Below are 16,925 nucleotides of genomic sequence, written 5' to 3'. Positions count from 1 at the left end.
ACGGACTGCGTCGATTAATGCAGCCATATCTGAACCGAGGGAGAGTCGATCATGCGTCATCAAAATGGAATCGTTGCTGTAGCAACCGTCCTGCTGGGCGCATTGCTGTTGACCGGCATCCTGTTCAGCGGCCACTTCCCGCAAGCGACGCGCGCCGAGGCGCTTGGATTTGACGCACTTGCACATGACCTGTTCGGTGCCGCACCGGCGGGCGAACAAGGGCAAGGCAAGAAAGGAGGCCTGCGATGAACAAGCCCGTTGAAATTCCACTGCAGGTAGCGCACCGCCAGATCGAGGTACACGGCGCGGAGGGTCCGCTGGAAGCACGCGTATATTCGCATGGCGCCAACCGCAAAAAGGCGGACCGGCTGATGGTCTACTTCCACGGCGGCGGCTTCGTCGGCGGCGACCTTGATGAAGACGACGCATTCCTGTGCCGCCTGGTGCAGGCGCTCCCTGAGTACGTCTTGCTGTCCTCGCACTACACCCTGGCTGGCGAAAAGCCCTTCCCTGCCGCTATCGAAGACGCGCACGCCGTCTTGCTGTGGGCCAAAAAGAACAAGGCCCGCATCGGTTGGAGCGGCAAAACCCTGGTGGTGGCTGGCATCGAGGCTGGCGCCAACCTGGCTGCGGTGTGTGCGCTGATATCGCGCGACCGCGGCGCACCGAAGCTGGCCGGGCAGGTATTGATCATGCCGATGCTCGACCCTGGTCTTTCGACGTGCTCGATGCGCGAAGTGGCTGCTGGCGATGAAACGCTCGAAGTGGCCAATAGCTGCGCCGCCAGCTACCGCGGCTACCTGCCGAACGCCGCAGACCGCAGCCACCCGTACGCCTCACCGCTCCAGTCCAGCCGTTTGCGCAACCTGCCGCCGGCGTTGATCCTGTCGGTGGAAGACGACCCATTACGCGATGAGGCTGAACAATACGGCGCCAGGCTCACCAGTTCCGGCGTCTCGACGACGATGAAACGGCTTGAGGCTGAATCCATCGTGGACGCCGCCGCCCGCAGCGAATGCGCGTGCGAGGCAGCCGTGCTTACCGAAATCTCACGCTTCCTGGCGACGCTCGACGGTCCGCTGACCGCATCCTGATTTAACTCCGCTTTCAACCCCTGCGACGCCTTTTTCAAGGCGTCCGGGGACCGCTTTACCCGCAACTTTGCGCCTGGCCCTTCGCATGGCCGGGCCGGGGCCTCTTTTCGACTAAAAAAGGAAAACATCATGAAAACCACGCATCGAATCTCCGTCCATGCCAAGCCGCTGGTGGCCGCCATGGCCATCGCCGGACTGGCCGCCGCGATGCTTTCCGGCTGCGACAACGCCACCGCGAACAGCGCTGCCGCCGCACCAGCCGCGCCGCCGATCACCGCGGCCACCGTCATCGAAAGGCAGGTCATCGAAACGCAGGAGTTCTCCGGCAGGCTGGAAGCGGTCGAACGTGTCGACATCCGCGCCCGCGTCGGCGGCTTCATCACGCAGGTGCACTTCAAGCCGGGCAGCATGGTGAAGAAAGGCGAGCTGCTGTTCGAAATCGACCCGCGTCCGTTCCAGGCGGAGGCCAGCCGCGCCGAAGCCGCCGCCAACTCGGCAACGGCGCGCGCCGAACTGGCCAAGCTCGAACTCGATCGCGCCCAGCGCCTGCTGGCCGACAAGGCCATCGCGCAGCGCGAGTTCGACGAGAAAGCGTCGGCGTTGAAGGAACTGGACGCCAACGTGCGCGCCGCCCAGGCCTCGCTGCAAGCGGCCCGCCTGAACATCGCGTACACCAAGGTGCAGTCGCCGATCAGCGGCCGCGTATCGAAAGCCGAGATCACGACCGGAAACCTGGTCGATCCGACGGCGATCCTGACCTCGGTCGTATCGAACAATCCGATCTACGCCACTTTCGATGGCGACGAAGCGACCTACCTGCGCGTCGGCCGCGATGCACATAAAGGCGCAGCGGTCGCCGTCAAGGTCGGCCTTGCCAACGAAACCGGCTTCCCGCACGAAGGCAAGCTCGAATTCGTCGACAACCGCCTCGACACCGCGACCGGCAGCGTGCGCATGCGCGCCACTTTTAACAATGACGACAACACGCTGGTACCGGGCCTGTTCGCGCGGGTCCAGCTGGGTGGCAGCGCGGGCGGCCGGTCCAACGCAGTGCTGATCAGCGACCGCGCTGTCGGCACCGACCAGAACCGCAAGTTCGTCTACGTGATCAGCGCCGCCAACAAGGCCGAGTACCGCCCGGTCGTGCTGGGTCCGACCATCGACGGCCTGCGCATCGTGCGCAGCGGCGTCAAGCCGGGCGAGAAGATCGTCGTCAATGGCCTGCAGCGCGTGCAGCCGGGCGCACCGGTCAATGCGCAGATGGTCGCGATGGATGCCGACCGCAAGGCCGAACTGAAAGTGGCCGCAGTCGCGGCCAAGGGCAAGGAATAACTTATGAACTTCTCCAGATTCTTCATCGACCGGCCGATTTTTGCGGCCGTCCTGTCGATCATCATTTTCGTCGCCGGCCTGCTGTCGATCTTCAACCTGCCGATCTCGGAATACCCGGACGTGGTGCCGCCTTCGGTGGTGGTGCGCGCGCAGTTCCCGGGCGCGAACCCGAAGGTGATCGCAGAAACCGTCGCCGCGCCGCTCGAAGAGCAGATCAACGGCATCGAAAACATGCTGTACATGTCATCGCAATCGACCTCCGACGGCTCGCTGGCGCTGACCGTCACGTTCAAGGTCGGCACCGATGTCGAGCAGGCCGAGTCGCAGGTGCAGAACCGCATCCAGCGCGCCTTGCCGCGCCTGCCGGAAGAGGTGCGCCAGATCGGCGTCACCGCGGTAAAAAGCTCGCCGAACCTGACCATGGTGGTGCACCTGGTATCGCCGAACGGCCGCTATGACGACGTCTACCTGCGCAACTACGCGGTGCTGAACGTGAAAGACCAGCTGGCGCGCATCAACGGCATGGGCGAAGTCCAGCTGTTCGGCGCGGGCGACTACGCCATGCGTGTCTGGCTCGATCCGCAAAAGGTCGCGGCGCGCGGCATGACCGCCTCCGACATCGTCGGCGCGATCCGCGAACAGAACGTCCAGGTGGCAGCCGGCGTCATTGGCGCGTCGCCGTCCAAGGACGCCGACTTCCAGCTGACCGTGAACACCCAGGGCCGGCTTACCTCGGTCGAAGAGTTCGGCGGCATCGTCGTGCGTACCGGCGCCGATGGCGCGATCACGTACCTGAAGGATGTGGCGCGGCTGGAACTGGGCTCCAGCTCTTACTCGCTGCGTTCGCTGCTGAATAACAAATCGGCTGCGGCAATCGCCGTGTTCGAAGCACCCGGCGCCAACGCGCTGCAACTGTCGGCCGATGTGCGCGCCACCATGGCAGCACTCAAGAAGGACTTCCCGGAGGGCGTCGACTACAGCGTCGTCTACGACCCGACCCAGTTTGTGCGCGAATCGATCCGCGCCGTCATCACAACGCTGCTGGAAGCAGTGGCGCTGGTGGTACTGGTGGTGATCGTGTTCCTGCAAACCTGGCGCGCATCCATCATTCCCCTGCTGGCTGTTCCTGTATCCATCGTCGGTACTTTCGCGGTCATGCTTGGGCTGGGCTTTTCAATCAACACGCTGTCGCTGTTCGGACTCGTGCTGGCAATCGGTATCGTCGTCGATGACGCCATTGTGGTGGTCGAAAACGTCGAACGAAACATCGAGGGCGGCCTGACGCCGCGCGAAGCGACGGTACAGGCCATGAAGGAAGTCAGCGGCCCGATTATCGCGATTGCGCTGGTACTGTGCGCAGTGTTCGTGCCAATCGCTTTCGTCTCCGGCCTGACCGGCCAGTTCTACCGCCAGTTCGCGCTGACCATCGCCATTTCGACCGTGATCTCGGCATTCAGCTCGCTGACCCTGTCGCCTGCACTGGCTGCGGCGCTGCTCAAACCGCACGATGCGCCAAAAGACGCGCTGACTCGCGGCATGGACAAAGTGTTCGGTCCGTTCTTCGGCTGGTTCAACCGCTTCTTCGGCCGCGCATCGACGCGCTATGAAGGCGGCGTCAAGACGGTCCTCAAGCGCAAGAGCATGTCGGTGGCGGTGTACGTGCTGCTGACCATCGCTGCGGTATTCATGTTCAAGGTGGTGCCAAGCGGGTTCGTGCCGGCGCAGGACAAGCAGTACCTGGTCGGCTTCGCACAACTGCCTGACGCGGCTTCGCTCGACCGCACCGACGCAGTCATCCGCCGCATGTCCGATATCGCAACCACTGTGCCAGGTGTCGAATCGTCGATCGCATTCCCGGGCCTGTCAATTAACGGCTTTACCAACGCCCCGAACGCGGGCATCGTGTTCACGGCGCTCAAACCGTTTGACCAGCGCAAAGGCAAGGGCGAGTCGGGCCCGGAAATCGCACAGGAAATCAACAAGCGCCTTGGCGAGATCCAGGATGCCTTCATCATGGTGTTCCCGCCACCACCGGTGAACGGCCTTGGCACCATCGGCGGCTTCAAGATGATGGTGGAAGACCGCGGCAACGTCGGCTACGACGAGTTGTACAAGTCAGTGCAGGCGCTGCAGGGCAAGGCGTGGCAGGACCCACAGCTGGCAGGCGTGTTCTCCAGCTTCCAGATCAACGTGCCGCAGCTGTTCGCGGACGTCGACCGCGTCAAGGCAAAGCAGCTTGGTGTGCCGCTCGCGACGATTTACCAGACTTTGCAGATCAACCTCGGCTCGCTGTACGTGAACGACTTCAACCAGTTTGGCCGCACCTACCAGGTGAAGGTGCAGGCGGATGCGCAGTTCCGTTCGCAGCCCGAACAGATCGCGCAGCTGAAGGTACGCAACGACAAGGGCGAAATGATCCCGCTGTCGTCGCTGATGACCGTCAAAGACAGCTACGGCCCGGACCGCGTGCAGCGCTACAACGCCTACGTCTCGGCCGACATCAACGGCGGACCGGCGCCAGGCGTGTCGTCGGGCCAGGCGCAAGCCGCGCTCGAAAAGATCGCCGCCGAGGTGCTGCCGAAAGGCGTCACCTTCGAATGGACCGACCTGACCTACCAGGAGATTTTGTCCGGTAACACGATGACGCTGGTGTTCCCGCTGTGCGTGCTGCTGGTGTTCCTGGTGCTGGCCGCGCAGTATGAAAGCTGGACCCTGCCGCTGGCCGTCATCCTGATCGTGCCGATGTCGATCCTGTGCGCGCTGATCGGCGTAAAGCTGACCGGTGGCGACAACAACATCTTCACCCAGATCGCGCTGTTCGTATTGGTGGGACTGGCGTCGAAGAACGCGATCCTGATCGTCGAATTTGCGCGTGAACTTGAAGACCATGGCCGCACCATCGTCGAAGCCGCGCTGGAAGCCTGCCGCCTGCGCCTGCGTCCGATCCTGATGACGTCGATCGCTTTCATCATGGGTGTGGTGCCGCTGGTGTTCTCAAGCGGTGCTGGTTCCGAGATGCGCCATGCGATGGGCGTGGCGGTATTCGGCGGCATGTTGGGCGTGACGTTCTTCGGCCTGTTCCTGACGCCGGTGTTCTACGTGCTGCTGCGAACATTCGCCGACCGCATTGGAAAGAAAACCCCTGTGGCGGCCGCTGCAAAACTGGAAGGGACCGTGTAATGAACAAGCTGACAAAACGACTCTCACCGCTGCTCGCCGCCTTGCTGCTGGCCGCATGCTCCACGGTGCCGGAACTGAAGGCGCCGCAAGTGGATGTCCCGCAGGCCTTTAAGGAAGTTCAGGCGCCGGACGGCACGCAGTGGAAGCCGGCGCAGCCAGCCGAAGCGCAGGCGCGCGGCCAGTGGTGGCTCGCCTTCGACGACAGCATCTTGACTGGCCTGATCGATGAAGCGACCCGCGCTAATGCCAGCCTGGCAATGGCGGCAGCGCGCGTGAAGCAGGCGCGTGCCATCGCCGGCATCACCGATGCAAGCCGCAGCGTGCAGCTAGGCGCTGGCCTGGGCGCTCAGCGCGGTCGGGCCTCCGCCGTGTCGCTCGGACTCCCGGAAGGGACGCCTGTCGCGGCGGCGACTTCCTACCAGGCTGCGCTGACTGCCAGCTATGAGGTCGACCTGTTCGGCCGCCTCGCGGCTGGCAGCAGCGCGGCGCAGGCCGATGCGCAGGCATCCGAAGCCACGTACAAATCCGTGCTGCTGGCCTTGCAGGCCGACGTGGCGCAAACGTGGTTCCGACTGCGTGCAGCGAACGCCGAGCTGGAAACGCTGAACCGCACGGTCGACCTGCGCGCCCAAAGCGTCAAGGTCAACCAGAGCCGTTACGACAATGGCGACATCGGCGAATTCGACCTGGCCCGCGCGAAGACGGAACTGGCGACCGCGAAAGCGGAAGCCATCGGCGTCCAGCGCAAGCGCACGCAGAACGAGCATGCGCTTGCTGTCTTGCTGGGCAAGCCTGCATCGTCGTTCACGGCGGACGACAAGCCGCTGGCCGACGCCGCGCAGCTGCCTGCTATTCCGGCCGGCCTGCCATCGAAGCTGCTCGAGCGCCGTCCCGACATCACCGCTGCCCAGCGTGCGATGACAGCATCGAACGCGCGCATCGGCGTCGCCAAGTCCGCGATGTTCCCGGCGCTGGCGCTGACCGGCAGCGGCGGGGGCGAGTCGGCCAGCCTGTCGGACGTCTTCAAGTGGAGCAGCCGCTCGTGGGTACTGGGCGCGCTGATGTCGATGCCGATTCTCGATGGTGGCCGCAACAAGGCCAACATCGCGCGCAGCGAAGCGGTGCTGGAGGAATCGGTTGCCTCGTATCGCCAGAGCGTGCTGGTGGCGTTCGCGGAAGTCGAGGACAACCTCGCGGGGCTGCGCATCCTGGCAGGGCAGGCGGAGCAGATCGATGCGGCCGTAGTGTCGGCCCGTCGCTCGGCGGACCTCGCGCAGAAGCTGTACGACGCGGGTCGCTCGAGCTATCTGGACCTGCTCGACGCGCAGCGCAACCTGTCCGCCATAGAACGCAACGCGGTCCTGCTGCGCGGCGACCGCGCGGTGACGACGGTGGCGCTGATTCGTTCGCTTGGCGGCGGTTGGGAGTAAAGCTGAAGTAGTCCCACCTAGCAGTTGAGATAGCGCACCACCTCTACATTTTCCTGGATAATGTCTCGATGGCATGAGTTTATCGACCGTGTCCGCATTGGCGGACGCAGGTGAAATTATCGTGGCCGAGTGTGGCGGGGTGGTCGTGGGTGCAGTCGCATACATCGGCCCCGGGGAAGGAGAAGGCGAGCTTCTTCCGCCCTGAATGGCCGGTGATGAATGGCTCGCTCCCGCGCCGGACATCCACGGCGTCGAATATGGTGTGTATCTCAAAGATTTGAATAAGGCTGACATATGACTACGTTCATCGCCCTCCTTCGCGCCGTCAATGTTGGCGGAACGGGAAAGCTGCCAATGACCGAGCTGAAGGCGATGTGCGAAGCGGCCGGCTTTTCGAGCGTCCGCACCTACATCGCAAGCGGCAACGTTGTTTTCGACAGTGCACTGACGGAGAAAGCGGTCGCAAAAAAACTCGGGGCCAGCCTTGAAGAATATGCCGGCAAGCCTGTCGGTGTAATGGTGCGCACCGGGCCGGAAATGGCCGCGGTGCTTGTAGCGAATCCGTTCAAGGATGCTGCACCGAACCTGACGTTTGCCGTCTTCCTCGACGCCGCGCCGCCCGCTGACACAATCGATAAAGTGCGTGGCCAGCAGGATGAAGCGCTTTCGCTGGGCGAACGGGAAATCTATGTGACTTACCCAAGCGGCAGTGGATCATCGAAGCTGAACATACCAGCTGCTGCGACCGGGACCGCCCGCAACATGAATACCATCGCAAAGCTCGCGGAAATGGCGGGCGCGTAGCCATGTTCACAGTGTCGATCAAAGGCGTATTTTGCACAGAGGCGGGCGAGGTTGTGTTGCTGATGAATGAGCGTGGCGAGTGGGAGCTGCCAGGCGGTCGCATCGAAATCGGCGAGCGCCCGCGTCAGTGCGTTGAGCGCGAGATCCGGGAGGAACTTGATGTCACGGTGACTGCCGGCGACCTGCTCGACACTTACCTATTCGAAGTCGTGCCAGGGAAGCATGTCTTCATCGCGACGTATGCTTGTGTCCTGACCAGTTCGTTTGTCCCGCGCATCAGCGAAGAGCATCAGCGAATCGGATTGTTTGCGCCGGGCAAGCTGCCCGAGAACCTTCCGCACGGCTACCGTACATCGATTGCGGCGTGGCGGTGCTGAACAGGTGTTACTTGCCCCAGTCCTGCACGACCCGGTTGGAAGTCTTGTTTTGGCCCACGTCGCGAACTTGGTTGAATGCGGCAGCACCTCCCTACAGGGGACGCTGGGCCGCATCACTCGATAAAACCGCCTGCGGCATCGATCAGCCGAACCGCCCTTCTTCCCTCAGCCCCGTGCCGATGCGCTGAATCTCAGCCTCGCCCTGTGCGAGCGCCGCCTTGCTGGTATGTACTGAGTAGTTGCCCATCACCAGCTCGTGCGGATGCTTGACGGCCAGGACGAAGGCCGTGTCGCCGTGCGCCACGAGGTCGATGGCGTGCCCGGATTCCTCGAACACCGCGAGTTCGCCCGTGTCGATCGGGCCGCCACCCAGCCCACCGTGTGGCCGGCCGGTGGCGTGTAGCGCCAGCGCTCGCCGCCCTTCAAGCGCACGGCCAGGTAGTTGATTGGCGCGGGGGACTCGATGGCGCTCGATGCAGCGCCGTGGCTGCCCAGCAGGACGCGCGCCGGACCATCTTCCTGCACGTCGTCGGGAGACTGGCAGATGGTTACAGTCGGACCCAACTCGAGTTCCGGCGGCAAGGCGACCCACAGCTGGAAGCCGCTGGTCCGGCCTGCCTTGTCGATGCCACCGCCGTGCCACATGCCGCGTCCGGCCTGCATCCACTCGACGCCGCCGGCCGCCAGCGTGCCCCGGACGTTGTCCGGGTCGATATAGCTGATCGCGCCTCCCGCGACGTAGGTCAGGGTGGCAATACCAGAGTGCGGGTGGAGGGCCCCGTTGAACGCCGGCCCATCATGGTCGAACAGGTCGAGAAACACGAAGGGCTTCAGGAACTTGCCCAGGTCGCCCGGGCTCATCAGCCGGGTGATCGGCCCATGCGCGCTGCCGCGCGTGCGGTAGACGATGGGGCGGGCTGCTGCCGCAACCAGGGTCGTCATACCGTTTCCCTCGGTGTCTTGAGCGCCGTGGCCCACCAGGCCATGTCGTTGAGCAAGCCAGTGGCGGCCTCCCCCAGGTGCGGAAAATCGTCAAAGCTCTTGCCCTGCTGCCAGATGCCGAGGAATTCCACCATGCCGATGTGCACGGCATTGCGCACCGGCGCCATCTGCAGCTCGATGCTCACCAGTCGCAGCTGCTCCACGGCACGTGCCGCGCCCACGCCGCCATAACCCACGAAGCCGATGGGCTTGCGGTTGAACTCCTGGTAGGCGTAGTCCAGGGCGTTCTTCAGCACCGCGCTCGGGCCGTGGTTGTACTCTGGCGTGACCACAATCAGGCCGTCGAGCATGGCGAGCTTGTCGGCCCAGCGCCGCGCTGCCTCGTTCTTCGCCGGCGCGTAAAGCAGCGACATCGACTCATCGAAAAAAGGCAGCGGGTGATCGCGCAGGTCGATCAACTCGAAGGCAAGGTCGGTGCGCTGCCTTGCGATCTCGTCAATCCAGTACGCGGGCTTCTCGCTGAAGCGGCCTTCACGGGTCGAGCCAATGACGATGCCGATGCGGGGTTGTTGTGAAGTCAAGGGATGCTCCTGAAAAAAGGCCGGTAGAAAGGGAAAGGGGCGCGCGCTGCGCAGGCCTGGTCGACGGGCTGGTCGAAGCCGGGCAGGCGTTGATGACGGGCAGCCACGAACCCAGCGGCTTGGTGCGTGTGGCGGCGACAGCTGATTTCTTCGACTTCTTCCCGATGGAGTGGGTGGCCGACTTTCTGGCCGCGCATCCGCTGGTGCGGCTCGACTTCGTGCTCAGTGATGCCAAGGCCGATTTGATTGCCGAGCAGATCGACATCGCGTTTCGCGGCGGGCCGTTAACCGATTCGGGCTACGTCGGCCGCCAGCTGCTGGGCGTCAGCAGCTACGGCCTGGTGGCAAGCCCCGCCTACATCGCAGCGCGCGGCGCACCCGGCACGCTGCAAGACCTGGCGAATCACGACTGCGTGACCTCCGCCCACGCCAGCGGCCGCACCACCTGGCGCCTGACCGGCCCCGACGGGGTGGAGGAGGAAGTGCAGGTGGCCGGCCGCTTCACCGGCAACACCGCTCAGGCACTGCGCAAAGCAACCCAGGCCGGCCTGGGCATCGCGCTGCTGCCGCCCCCCATAGCCAGGCTCGAGGTTCAGGCCGGCCTGCTCATGCCGGTGTTGCCGCAGTACCAGTGGACGAGCCAGGGCATGAGCGTGCTGTACCCGAGCCGGCGGCATTTGCCGCTGGCGGTGTCGGCGTTTATTGGGTTAGTGATGGAGAAGCTGAGTGCGGTGGAGGCGTTGCCGGAGGTGCTACGATCTGGGCGGAGCTGACAGAGGACATGCAACCCTCTGGCCGGGTCAGGTTTTTGGCTTGGCTTGTTCGAGGTAGCGTAGAACCAGCATGGGCTTCGTCGCCGTTAGCGTCGTCAGAGTACGCGCTTGAACGTACGGCGCACGGCTTCGCGGTCGCCGCAGTCGAAATGCCACCACTCGCTGTTGATGCCAACGAAGCCGGCGTGCGTCATCGCATCGCGCAGCAGCTGGCGATTGGCGATGTGTTGGTGCGTGATCTCGCCGCGTTCCAGCAACTTCGATTCCAGCGCCGGATGCGACTTCTCGCTCAGGTCATCGAAACCCGTGCCCATATCCAGCTCGCGGCCTTCCGCGTCGAGGATCGTGATGTCGAGCGCCATGCCGAACGAATGAATCGAGCCGCGCTCCGGGTTGGCCAAATACATGCGCAGGTCGGTGCCATCAAGCGCATCCCATAATTGCTGCTGCACGCGCTGCGGACGCAGCGCGTCGAGGATCAGTGCCTTGTGGCGGGGACGCTTTTCTGCCAGCCATTCCACCACTTTTTCCAGCGCGGCCGCCGCGTCGCGGTGCAGCCAGGCGCAGTCAAACGGCGAGTACAGGTCGCGGCCGACAAAATTGTCGGGCGTGCCATAACGTAAATCAACAGCGATTCCCTCTATCGTCGACAGGTGCCGGAAGTCCGGGCTGCTTTCGATATCCTCGCTGGCAATACCTTGAATCACTGACATCCCCTCTCGAGACATTTGCGCGCGGTCGCGCCGATACTGTTGGCTAATTCACGCGCGACATGCGACAGCGGCGAGTGGCTCGCCGTCAGCAGGTAGAGCTGCACCGGGATCGCCGGCGCCCATGGACGGCGCTGCAGCTTGTCGCTCGCCGATGCGGCGGTAAACGGGTCGACCACGGCCATGCCGGCGCCGGCTTCGACCAGCGAACGGGCAATCTGATACGTCTGCACCACCGTGTTGAAGACCGGAGTGACGCCCTGCGCTTCGCACGATGCGACCAGCAGTTCGCCGAGCGGGTCGTTGTCGGTCATGCCGATCAACTCGCCGGCGAGGCCGTCCGCGGATACCGGCATGCGGCATTCTTCCTCGGTCCAGCTGCCGGCTGGCGCGATCACTGTCATCACGCCATGCGCGATCGGTTCGGCGACGATGCCGGGATGGCGCGGGTCTTGCAGCGACAGCGCGAGGTCGGCTTCGCCGAGCCGCAGTGCATTGACGATTTCGCTGGTGTGATGGGTGCCGAGTTCGCAACGGGTTTCCGGATACTCGCGGCGCCACGACGTCATCGCTTCGGGCAGCACGCTGAGTGCGATGGTCGGCGTCGACACCAGGCGCACCGTCTCCAGCGCGCGGCCCTTGAGGCTGGCGGCGAGGCGGCGGATGCCCTGCAGGTCGCGGTGCAGCTTTTCGGTTTCGACAAACAGGCGGTGCGCTTCCGGCTTCGGGTACAGCTTGCCGCGCACGCGCTCGAACAGCGGCATGCCGAGCTGGAGCTCGGCGTGCTGCAGCACCTTGGTGACCGCCGGTTGCGAAATGTGCAAGACCTGGGCGGCGCCACTGATGGTGCCGACCTGCATGATGGCGTGGAACACTTCTATATGACGCAGCCGCATCGCTTTATCCCTCAGTTGGTGGAAGCGCGCCGATGCGCGATTGCTTCGCAGGATAGCGCAAAAGCCCGGCCACCGTGATTTATCACTTCTGCGCCGGAACGACCGGCGCCGGTTCAGGTGCAGGCGCCGGTTCAGGCGCCGGCACGGCCGGTACCGCTGGCGCTGGGACGACAGCTGGCAGGGCCGGCGATGGCACCAGCGCTTCCAGCATTGCCGCCGTTTCCGCATCCGGGGTGCCGTCGATCGTCATCGGACGATAGCGCATCTGGAAGGCGGTGATGACGTTGCGTGTTTCCTTGTCCAGCTGGCCGGTGCGCGGCACCGCGTAGCCGAAGGTGGCCAGCTTTTCCTGGAACCACACTGCATCAGGCAGCAGCTGCTCGAAGCCAGGCTTGGCAGCGGCGACCCTGGCGGCGTCCGGCCATACGGTCAGGCCATGTTCCGCCAGCTCGTGCCACGGGAACATCGGACCCGGGTCCTGCTTGCGTTGCGGCGCGATGTCGGCGTGGCCGATGATGTTTTCAGGCGGGATGTTGTGCTCTTTGACGATCTTTTTCAGCAGCGGGATGAGTTCGTCGATCTGCTCTTTCGGGAACGGATACCAGATGCGCTTGCCGTCGGCGGACTCGGTAAAGCCAGGGTTGACGATTTCGATGCCGATCGAGCTGGTGTTGAGCAAGGAATAGTTCTTCCAGTTCGACACGCCCGCGTGGTTGGCCTGGCGCGTTTCGTCGACCAGTCCGTAGATCACCGGCTTCTTTTCGTCGGTCAGCAGGTAATGGCTGCTGACGGCCTGCTCGGTCAGGATCTTGATCGAGCTTGGCAGGTTGGACACGGTGTAATGCAGGACGACGAACTTGACGCGGCTGCTCTGGCTTTTGGCGGTCAGGGATTGGTCGATGCGCGGCCCGGTGGCGCAGCCAGCGAGCAGGGCGAGCAGGGAGAGGGCGAGCAGCTTCTTCATGTGTCGTTTCCGGTAGTGTTAAGCGTTGGCGCGTGCTGCGATGCGGGCAGCCGCGTGATGCGCGCGCCCGACGGTGTGGGTGAACTGGACTTCGGCCGGCAATGCGGCGCGCATCGCTTCGGCGATGGATGGATGCAGCGACGATGCGCGGCCGGCCAGCACCACGGGGCGCGGGCCGAACCGGCGCGTCAGCGCATTTGCGAGGCGCGCGAGTTCGCGGCCTGCTTCTTCGAGGATGTGTGCGGCGACCGGGTCCTGCCCGGCGCTCGCGGCGACCACCAGCGCCAGCGTGCCGACTTCGCCGCGCTCCTGGCCGTAGATGAACTGGCGCGACAGCGACCAGTCGCTGCCGCCGATATGGTCGAACACGGCGCGCGCCATCGCGGATTGTTCCCAGCAGCCCGGGTCTTCGTCCTCGGCGCGCCAGATGTGGCGCAGCGCTTCGCGGGCGATCCAGAATCCGCCGCCGCCGTCATCGAGGACAACGCCGCGTCCGCCAGCGCGGTGGAATTCGCCGCCGCGGTCGATCCAGGCGCCGATCGAGCCGGTGCCGGCGTAGACGAGGTAGCCTTCGCCGCGCTTGAAACTGTCCAGGTAAGCGATCTCGATGTCGTTGCAGAGGGTGATGGCGGTGGGATCGAGGCCAAGCAGTTCGCCCAGCCAGCTCTGGAGCAGTTCGCCGTCGCCGCCGAAGCCGGTCAGGCCGGCGGAGACGCGGCTTGGGCGACCGTGCGCCAGCGCTGCTGCGGCCAGTTCGCTGAAGTTCGCATGAACGCGTTCGCGGCCGTCGGTGCTGCTCATCTGCAAGGCAGACAGGCCGGCGACCTGGCCTTCAGCCACGATGCTGCCGTCGTGCCGGGCCAAAGCCCAGCGCGTCTGCGTGCCGCCTGCATCGATGCCAAGGCCGAGGCCGTTTTCAGGTTCGCCGTTCAAACTGTGATTTCCTGAGTCAAAGAGTAAGCTGCAAGTGTAGGGCCAAGTATTTCTCCATGCGAATGAAAGCTTGGCCCGTATTCATGACAAAAGGTTATACGGAGGTAGTTTCCGCTTATTTTGCCGCCGCGCCCAGCACCGAAATTCGCTTGCCTTCGTTGCCGAGACGGTCGATGCCGCTGACCACCACCGCGCTTGCCGGGCCATGCTTTGCATCGTCGGCAACCGTGAAATCGCTTGCCGACGATGGCGCGACTGCGAACTTCCACTGCTCGCCATGACGCGACCAGATCGCATACTGCGCGTTGGCCGTGCCCGCGGAGAGTCTCAAGTTGACACCGCCTGTTGCGCGGGTGGCGCGCACCGATGGCGTGCCTGGTTCGGTGTTGCCCAGCCATGGCGTCGCCGGTATCAGCGCCGGCGTCGTGTAGTGCACCGCCTTGAGCTGGTCGCCGATGCCCTGGCGGTTTTCCATGATCGCGGCCATGCTGAAGTGCACGTGGCCGGTAGCGGCAGGGCGCTCGCGCGTGATCTGGATCTGTTTCAGCACTTCTTCCGGCGCGTACGATTTGGCCGGCGCCCCGATGCGGCTGGTGAACAGGCCCGGCCAGATGTGACGGCCTTTCGGGTTCTGCGCCAGCCAGTAGTCGAGCAGCGTGTCATATGCTTGCGGCGTCTGCGAGATCGGCCAGTACAGCTGCGGCGTGAAGTAGTCGAGCCAGCCTTTTTCAAGCCACAGCTCGGCATCCGCGTACAGCTTGTCGTACTGGCTGAAGCCGGAAATGGTGGCCGGACGGCGGTCAGGACGGCCGATGCCGAACGGGCTGATGCCGAAGCGCACCCAGCTTTTCTCGCGGTGGATGCCCTTGTAGATGTCTTCGATCAGGCGGTTGACGTTGTCGCGGCGCCAGCTGGCGCGGTCGAGCTTGCCGCCGCCCTGCACATAACGGTTCCAGGCCGGCTGGTCCGGGAAATCGAGCTCGGTTTTGGCGGCGGCGCCATCCAGCGCGGCGGCTTCGGCGCCGGTCGCGCCCGGCGCTTCGATCGGATACGGGTAGAAGTAATCGTCCAGGTGCACCCCATCGATGTCGTAGCGGCGCACCACGTCGAGGATAACGTCGAGGGTCTGCTTCGATGCCGATACCTCGCCCGGGTCCATCCACAGGAACTTGCCGTACGATCTCACGGCGGACGGGTTGCTGCGCGAAATATGCGAGGCGACGCTGGCCGACTTGGCGGTGGCATGGCGCGCGCGGTAAGGGTTGAACCAGGCGTGCAGCTCAAGGCCGCGCGCGTGCGCTTCCGTCACCCAGAATTTCAGCGGGTCGTACCACGGCTTCGGCGATTCGCCCTGCGCGCCGTTCAGGTATTCGGTCCACGGTTCCAGCTTGGACGGGTAGATCGCGTCGGCGCTCGGGCGCACCTGCAGCACGATCGCGTTCATGTTCAGCGCCTTGGCGCGGTCCAGGATGGCGATGGCTTCGGCCTGCTGCTGCGCGGCGCTGAGGTTCTGTTTGGTCGGCCAGTCGATGTTGGCGACGGTCGACACCCAGGCGGCGCGGAATTCACGCGGCGCCGCAGGCGGCTCGATCTCGTTGGCCGGTGCAGGCACGACAACCGGCGTTGCGGCGACCGGCGCGGCCGGCTTCACCGCGGTACAGCTCGTCAACAGACCACCCAGCGCCATCGCGCCGGCCACACCTGCAAGCGCAAACGCGCGTTTTTTCATATTAGGCTGCAAAACCATTCCCCAAATATTCTAGTTTTTAAACTTTTACGAACCACTTCTTGCGCCACATGAACCATGCGATCGCGAACATGGCGGCGTTAAACAGTAAAGCATAAAGCAAAGACGTGTTGACCGGCGCTATCGGAAGCGCTTTGATCGGTGCATACAGGCTCTTGCCGAGCGACAGGGTGCTGCCGTCCGGCTGGGCAAATTTGATGAATCCGAACATCTTCGCGACCAGTCCCGAGAGCGCGAAAATGAACAGCGCGTTCATGCCGTAGATGACGAACGGCTTTGTCCAGCGTGCCGCGGCTTCGCGAACGGCGGCGTGCGGGTTGACGTCGAGCAGCCAGTAGAACGCGGCGAAAATGAGCGTCGCCCAGCCAGCCGCAAGCAGGCTGTACGAAGGCGTCCACAGGCTTTTGTTGATCGGCATGAGGATGGCGTCGAAGATCACGCCTAGCCACACCATCAAGAGCCCGGCGAACACCATCCATACGGTCTGGTCCGTACGCGCTTGCCGCGACAGCAGCCAGCGGCCGGCCAGCACGCCGAGCAACTGGCTCGCCACCGCTGGAATTGTGCTGAGCATGCCTTCCGGGTCCCAGGTTTTGGACTGCACCCACATGTGGCCGTCGAGCACCATGCGGTCGAGCCAGGCGCCGAAGTCCTGTCCCGGTTCCAGTACGCCCGCGCCGATGCCGGGAACCGGCACGGTCAGCATCAGCACGCTGTAGGCGGCGTACAGGCCGACGATCCACGCAAGCTGGGCGCGCCAGCCGAACCAGACGACGATGGGCGCGGCCAGCAGGGTGCACATGGCGATGCGCTGCAGCACGCCGGGAATCCGAACGCTAGCGAAATTGAAATTCGGGATCAGGTTCAGCAGGAAGCCGATCAGGAAGATCAGCGCCGCCCGTTTGGCCAGCTTGGCCAGCAGCTGCGGCTTGTTTGCGCCGGCCGCAGCGAGGCGGCCGAGCGACAGCGCCATCGAGACGCCGCCGATAAACAGGAAGAACGGGAAGATCAGGTCCGTGAAGGTCCAGCCGTGCCATTTGGCATGCGCCAGTTGCGGATACAGCTCGGACCAGTCGCCCGGGTTATTCACCAGCACCATGGCGGCGATGGTGAAGCCGCGGAATGCGTCGAGCGACGTGAGCCTGCCTGCCGGTCCCATCCC

14 protein-coding genes and 2 pseudogenes are annotated in these 16,925 nt (G+C 64.1%); 8 read left to right on the top strand and 8 right to left on the bottom strand.

Features of this window, described 5'->3' with window-relative positions; genetic code table 11:
• Positions 1-51: 51 nt before the first annotated feature.
• The 7 genes from HHL21_RS05485 to HHL21_RS05455 all read left to right on the top strand — a co-directional run bounded on the left by HHL21_RS05485 (position 52) and on the right by HHL21_RS05455 (position 8,217).
• Positions 52-249, top strand: a complete 198-nt coding sequence (locus HHL21_RS05485) for a hypothetical protein (protein WP_169464234.1) — start codon at positions 52-54, stop codon at positions 247-249.
• Positions 246-1,094: an alpha/beta hydrolase gene (locus HHL21_RS05480; RefSeq protein ID WP_169464233.1), complete on the top strand. Its 849-nt coding sequence runs from the start codon at positions 246-248 to the stop codon at positions 1,092-1,094. The genes HHL21_RS05485 and HHL21_RS05480 overlap by 4 nt, the downstream gene beginning before the upstream one ends.
• 129 nt (positions 1,095-1,223) lie before the next feature.
• A complete protein-coding gene (locus HHL21_RS05475) occupies positions 1,224-2,426 on the top strand; it encodes an efflux RND transporter periplasmic adaptor subunit (protein ID WP_169464232.1) in 1,203 nt (400 codons plus the stop codon).
• A 3-nt stretch (positions 2,427-2,429) separates the two neighbouring features.
• Positions 2,430-5,606: an efflux RND transporter permease subunit gene (locus tag HHL21_RS05470; RefSeq protein ID WP_169464231.1), complete on the top strand. Its 3,177-nt coding sequence runs from the start codon at positions 2,430-2,432 to the stop codon at positions 5,604-5,606.
• On the top strand, positions 5,606-7,036 hold the full coding sequence (locus tag HHL21_RS05465; RefSeq protein ID WP_169464230.1) for an efflux transporter outer membrane subunit: 1,431 nt from the start codon (positions 5,606-5,608) through the stop codon (positions 7,034-7,036). Before HHL21_RS05470 ends, HHL21_RS05465 begins: the two co-directional genes overlap by 1 nt.
• 294 nt (positions 7,037-7,330) lie before the next feature.
• Positions 7,331-7,840: a DUF1697 domain-containing protein gene (locus tag HHL21_RS05460; RefSeq protein ID WP_169464229.1), complete on the top strand. Its 510-nt coding sequence runs from the start codon at positions 7,331-7,333 to the stop codon at positions 7,838-7,840.
• Positions 7,841-7,842: 2 nt separating this feature from the next.
• Complete coding sequence (locus HHL21_RS05455; protein WP_169464228.1) at positions 7,843-8,217, top strand: NUDIX hydrolase; 375 nt, start codon at positions 7,843-7,845, stop codon at positions 8,215-8,217.
• A 142-nt stretch (positions 8,218-8,359) separates the two neighbouring features.
• Here HHL21_RS05455 and HHL21_RS05450 read toward each other — a convergent pair.
• Together HHL21_RS05450 and HHL21_RS05445 are read right to left on the bottom strand one after the other, a co-directional pair.
• A pseudogene (locus HHL21_RS05450) lies at positions 8,360-9,159 on the bottom strand (pirin family protein).
• Positions 9,156-9,740 carry an NADPH-dependent FMN reductase gene (locus HHL21_RS05445; RefSeq protein ID WP_169464227.1) on the bottom strand — a complete coding sequence of 195 codons (585 nt, stop codon included), beginning with the start codon at positions 9,738-9,740 and terminating at the stop codon, positions 9,156-9,158. Before HHL21_RS05445 ends, HHL21_RS05450 begins: the two are co-directional and overlap by 4 nt.
• Positions 9,741-9,784: 44 nt before the next feature.
• On the opposite strand from HHL21_RS05445, the pseudogene HHL21_RS05440 reads away from it, so the two are divergent.
• Positions 9,785-10,513 (top strand): annotated as a pseudogene (locus HHL21_RS05440) (substrate binding domain-containing protein); the annotation flags it as partial.
• Positions 10,514-10,608: 95 nt separating this feature from the next.
• Here the strand turns inward: HHL21_RS05440 and HHL21_RS05435 are convergent.
• The 6 genes from HHL21_RS05435 to HHL21_RS05410 all read right to left on the bottom strand — a co-directional run bounded on the left by HHL21_RS05435 (position 10,609) and on the right by HHL21_RS05410 (position 16,922).
• Complete coding sequence (locus HHL21_RS05435) at positions 10,609-11,226, bottom strand: M15 family metallopeptidase (protein ID WP_169464226.1); 618 nt, start codon at positions 11,224-11,226, stop codon at positions 10,609-10,611.
• On the bottom strand, positions 11,217-12,119 hold the full coding sequence (locus HHL21_RS05430; RefSeq protein ID WP_169464225.1) for a LysR family transcriptional regulator: 903 nt from the start codon (positions 12,117-12,119) through the stop codon (positions 11,217-11,219). Before HHL21_RS05430 ends, HHL21_RS05435 begins: the two co-directional genes overlap by 10 nt.
• A gap of 82 nt (positions 12,120-12,201) precedes the next feature.
• Positions 12,202-13,083 (bottom strand): N-acetylmuramoyl-L-alanine amidase, encoded by an 882-nt coding sequence (locus tag HHL21_RS05425; RefSeq protein ID WP_169464224.1) that lies wholly within the window; start codon positions 13,081-13,083, stop codon positions 12,202-12,204.
• 18 nt (positions 13,084-13,101) lie between these two features.
• Positions 13,102-14,016, bottom strand: coding sequence for an N-acetylglucosamine kinase (locus HHL21_RS05420; RefSeq protein WP_169464223.1), 915 nt, complete (start codon positions 14,014-14,016; stop codon positions 13,102-13,104).
• A gap of 115 nt (positions 14,017-14,131) precedes the next feature.
• The gene (locus HHL21_RS05415) at positions 14,132-15,745 is read right to left on the bottom strand and encodes a glycoside hydrolase family 10-like protein (RefSeq protein WP_229496060.1); all 1,614 of its coding nucleotides are present in this window, start codon (positions 15,743-15,745) and stop codon (positions 14,132-14,134) included.
• A 37-nt stretch (positions 15,746-15,782) separates the two neighbouring features.
• Positions 15,783-16,922, bottom strand: a complete 1,140-nt coding sequence (locus HHL21_RS05410; RefSeq protein WP_169464221.1) for an acyltransferase family protein — start codon at positions 16,920-16,922, stop codon at positions 15,783-15,785.
• Positions 16,923-16,925 lie beyond the last annotated feature (3 nt).

Source organism: Massilia polaris (assembly GCF_012927275.1).
In the GTDB taxonomy this organism is placed as follows: Bacteria; Pseudomonadota; Gammaproteobacteria; order Burkholderiales; family Burkholderiaceae_D; genus Telluria_A; species Telluria_A polaris.
The sequence above is the reverse complement of the archived record's forward strand: the minus strand, read 5'-3'. Positions and strand labels throughout refer to the sequence as shown.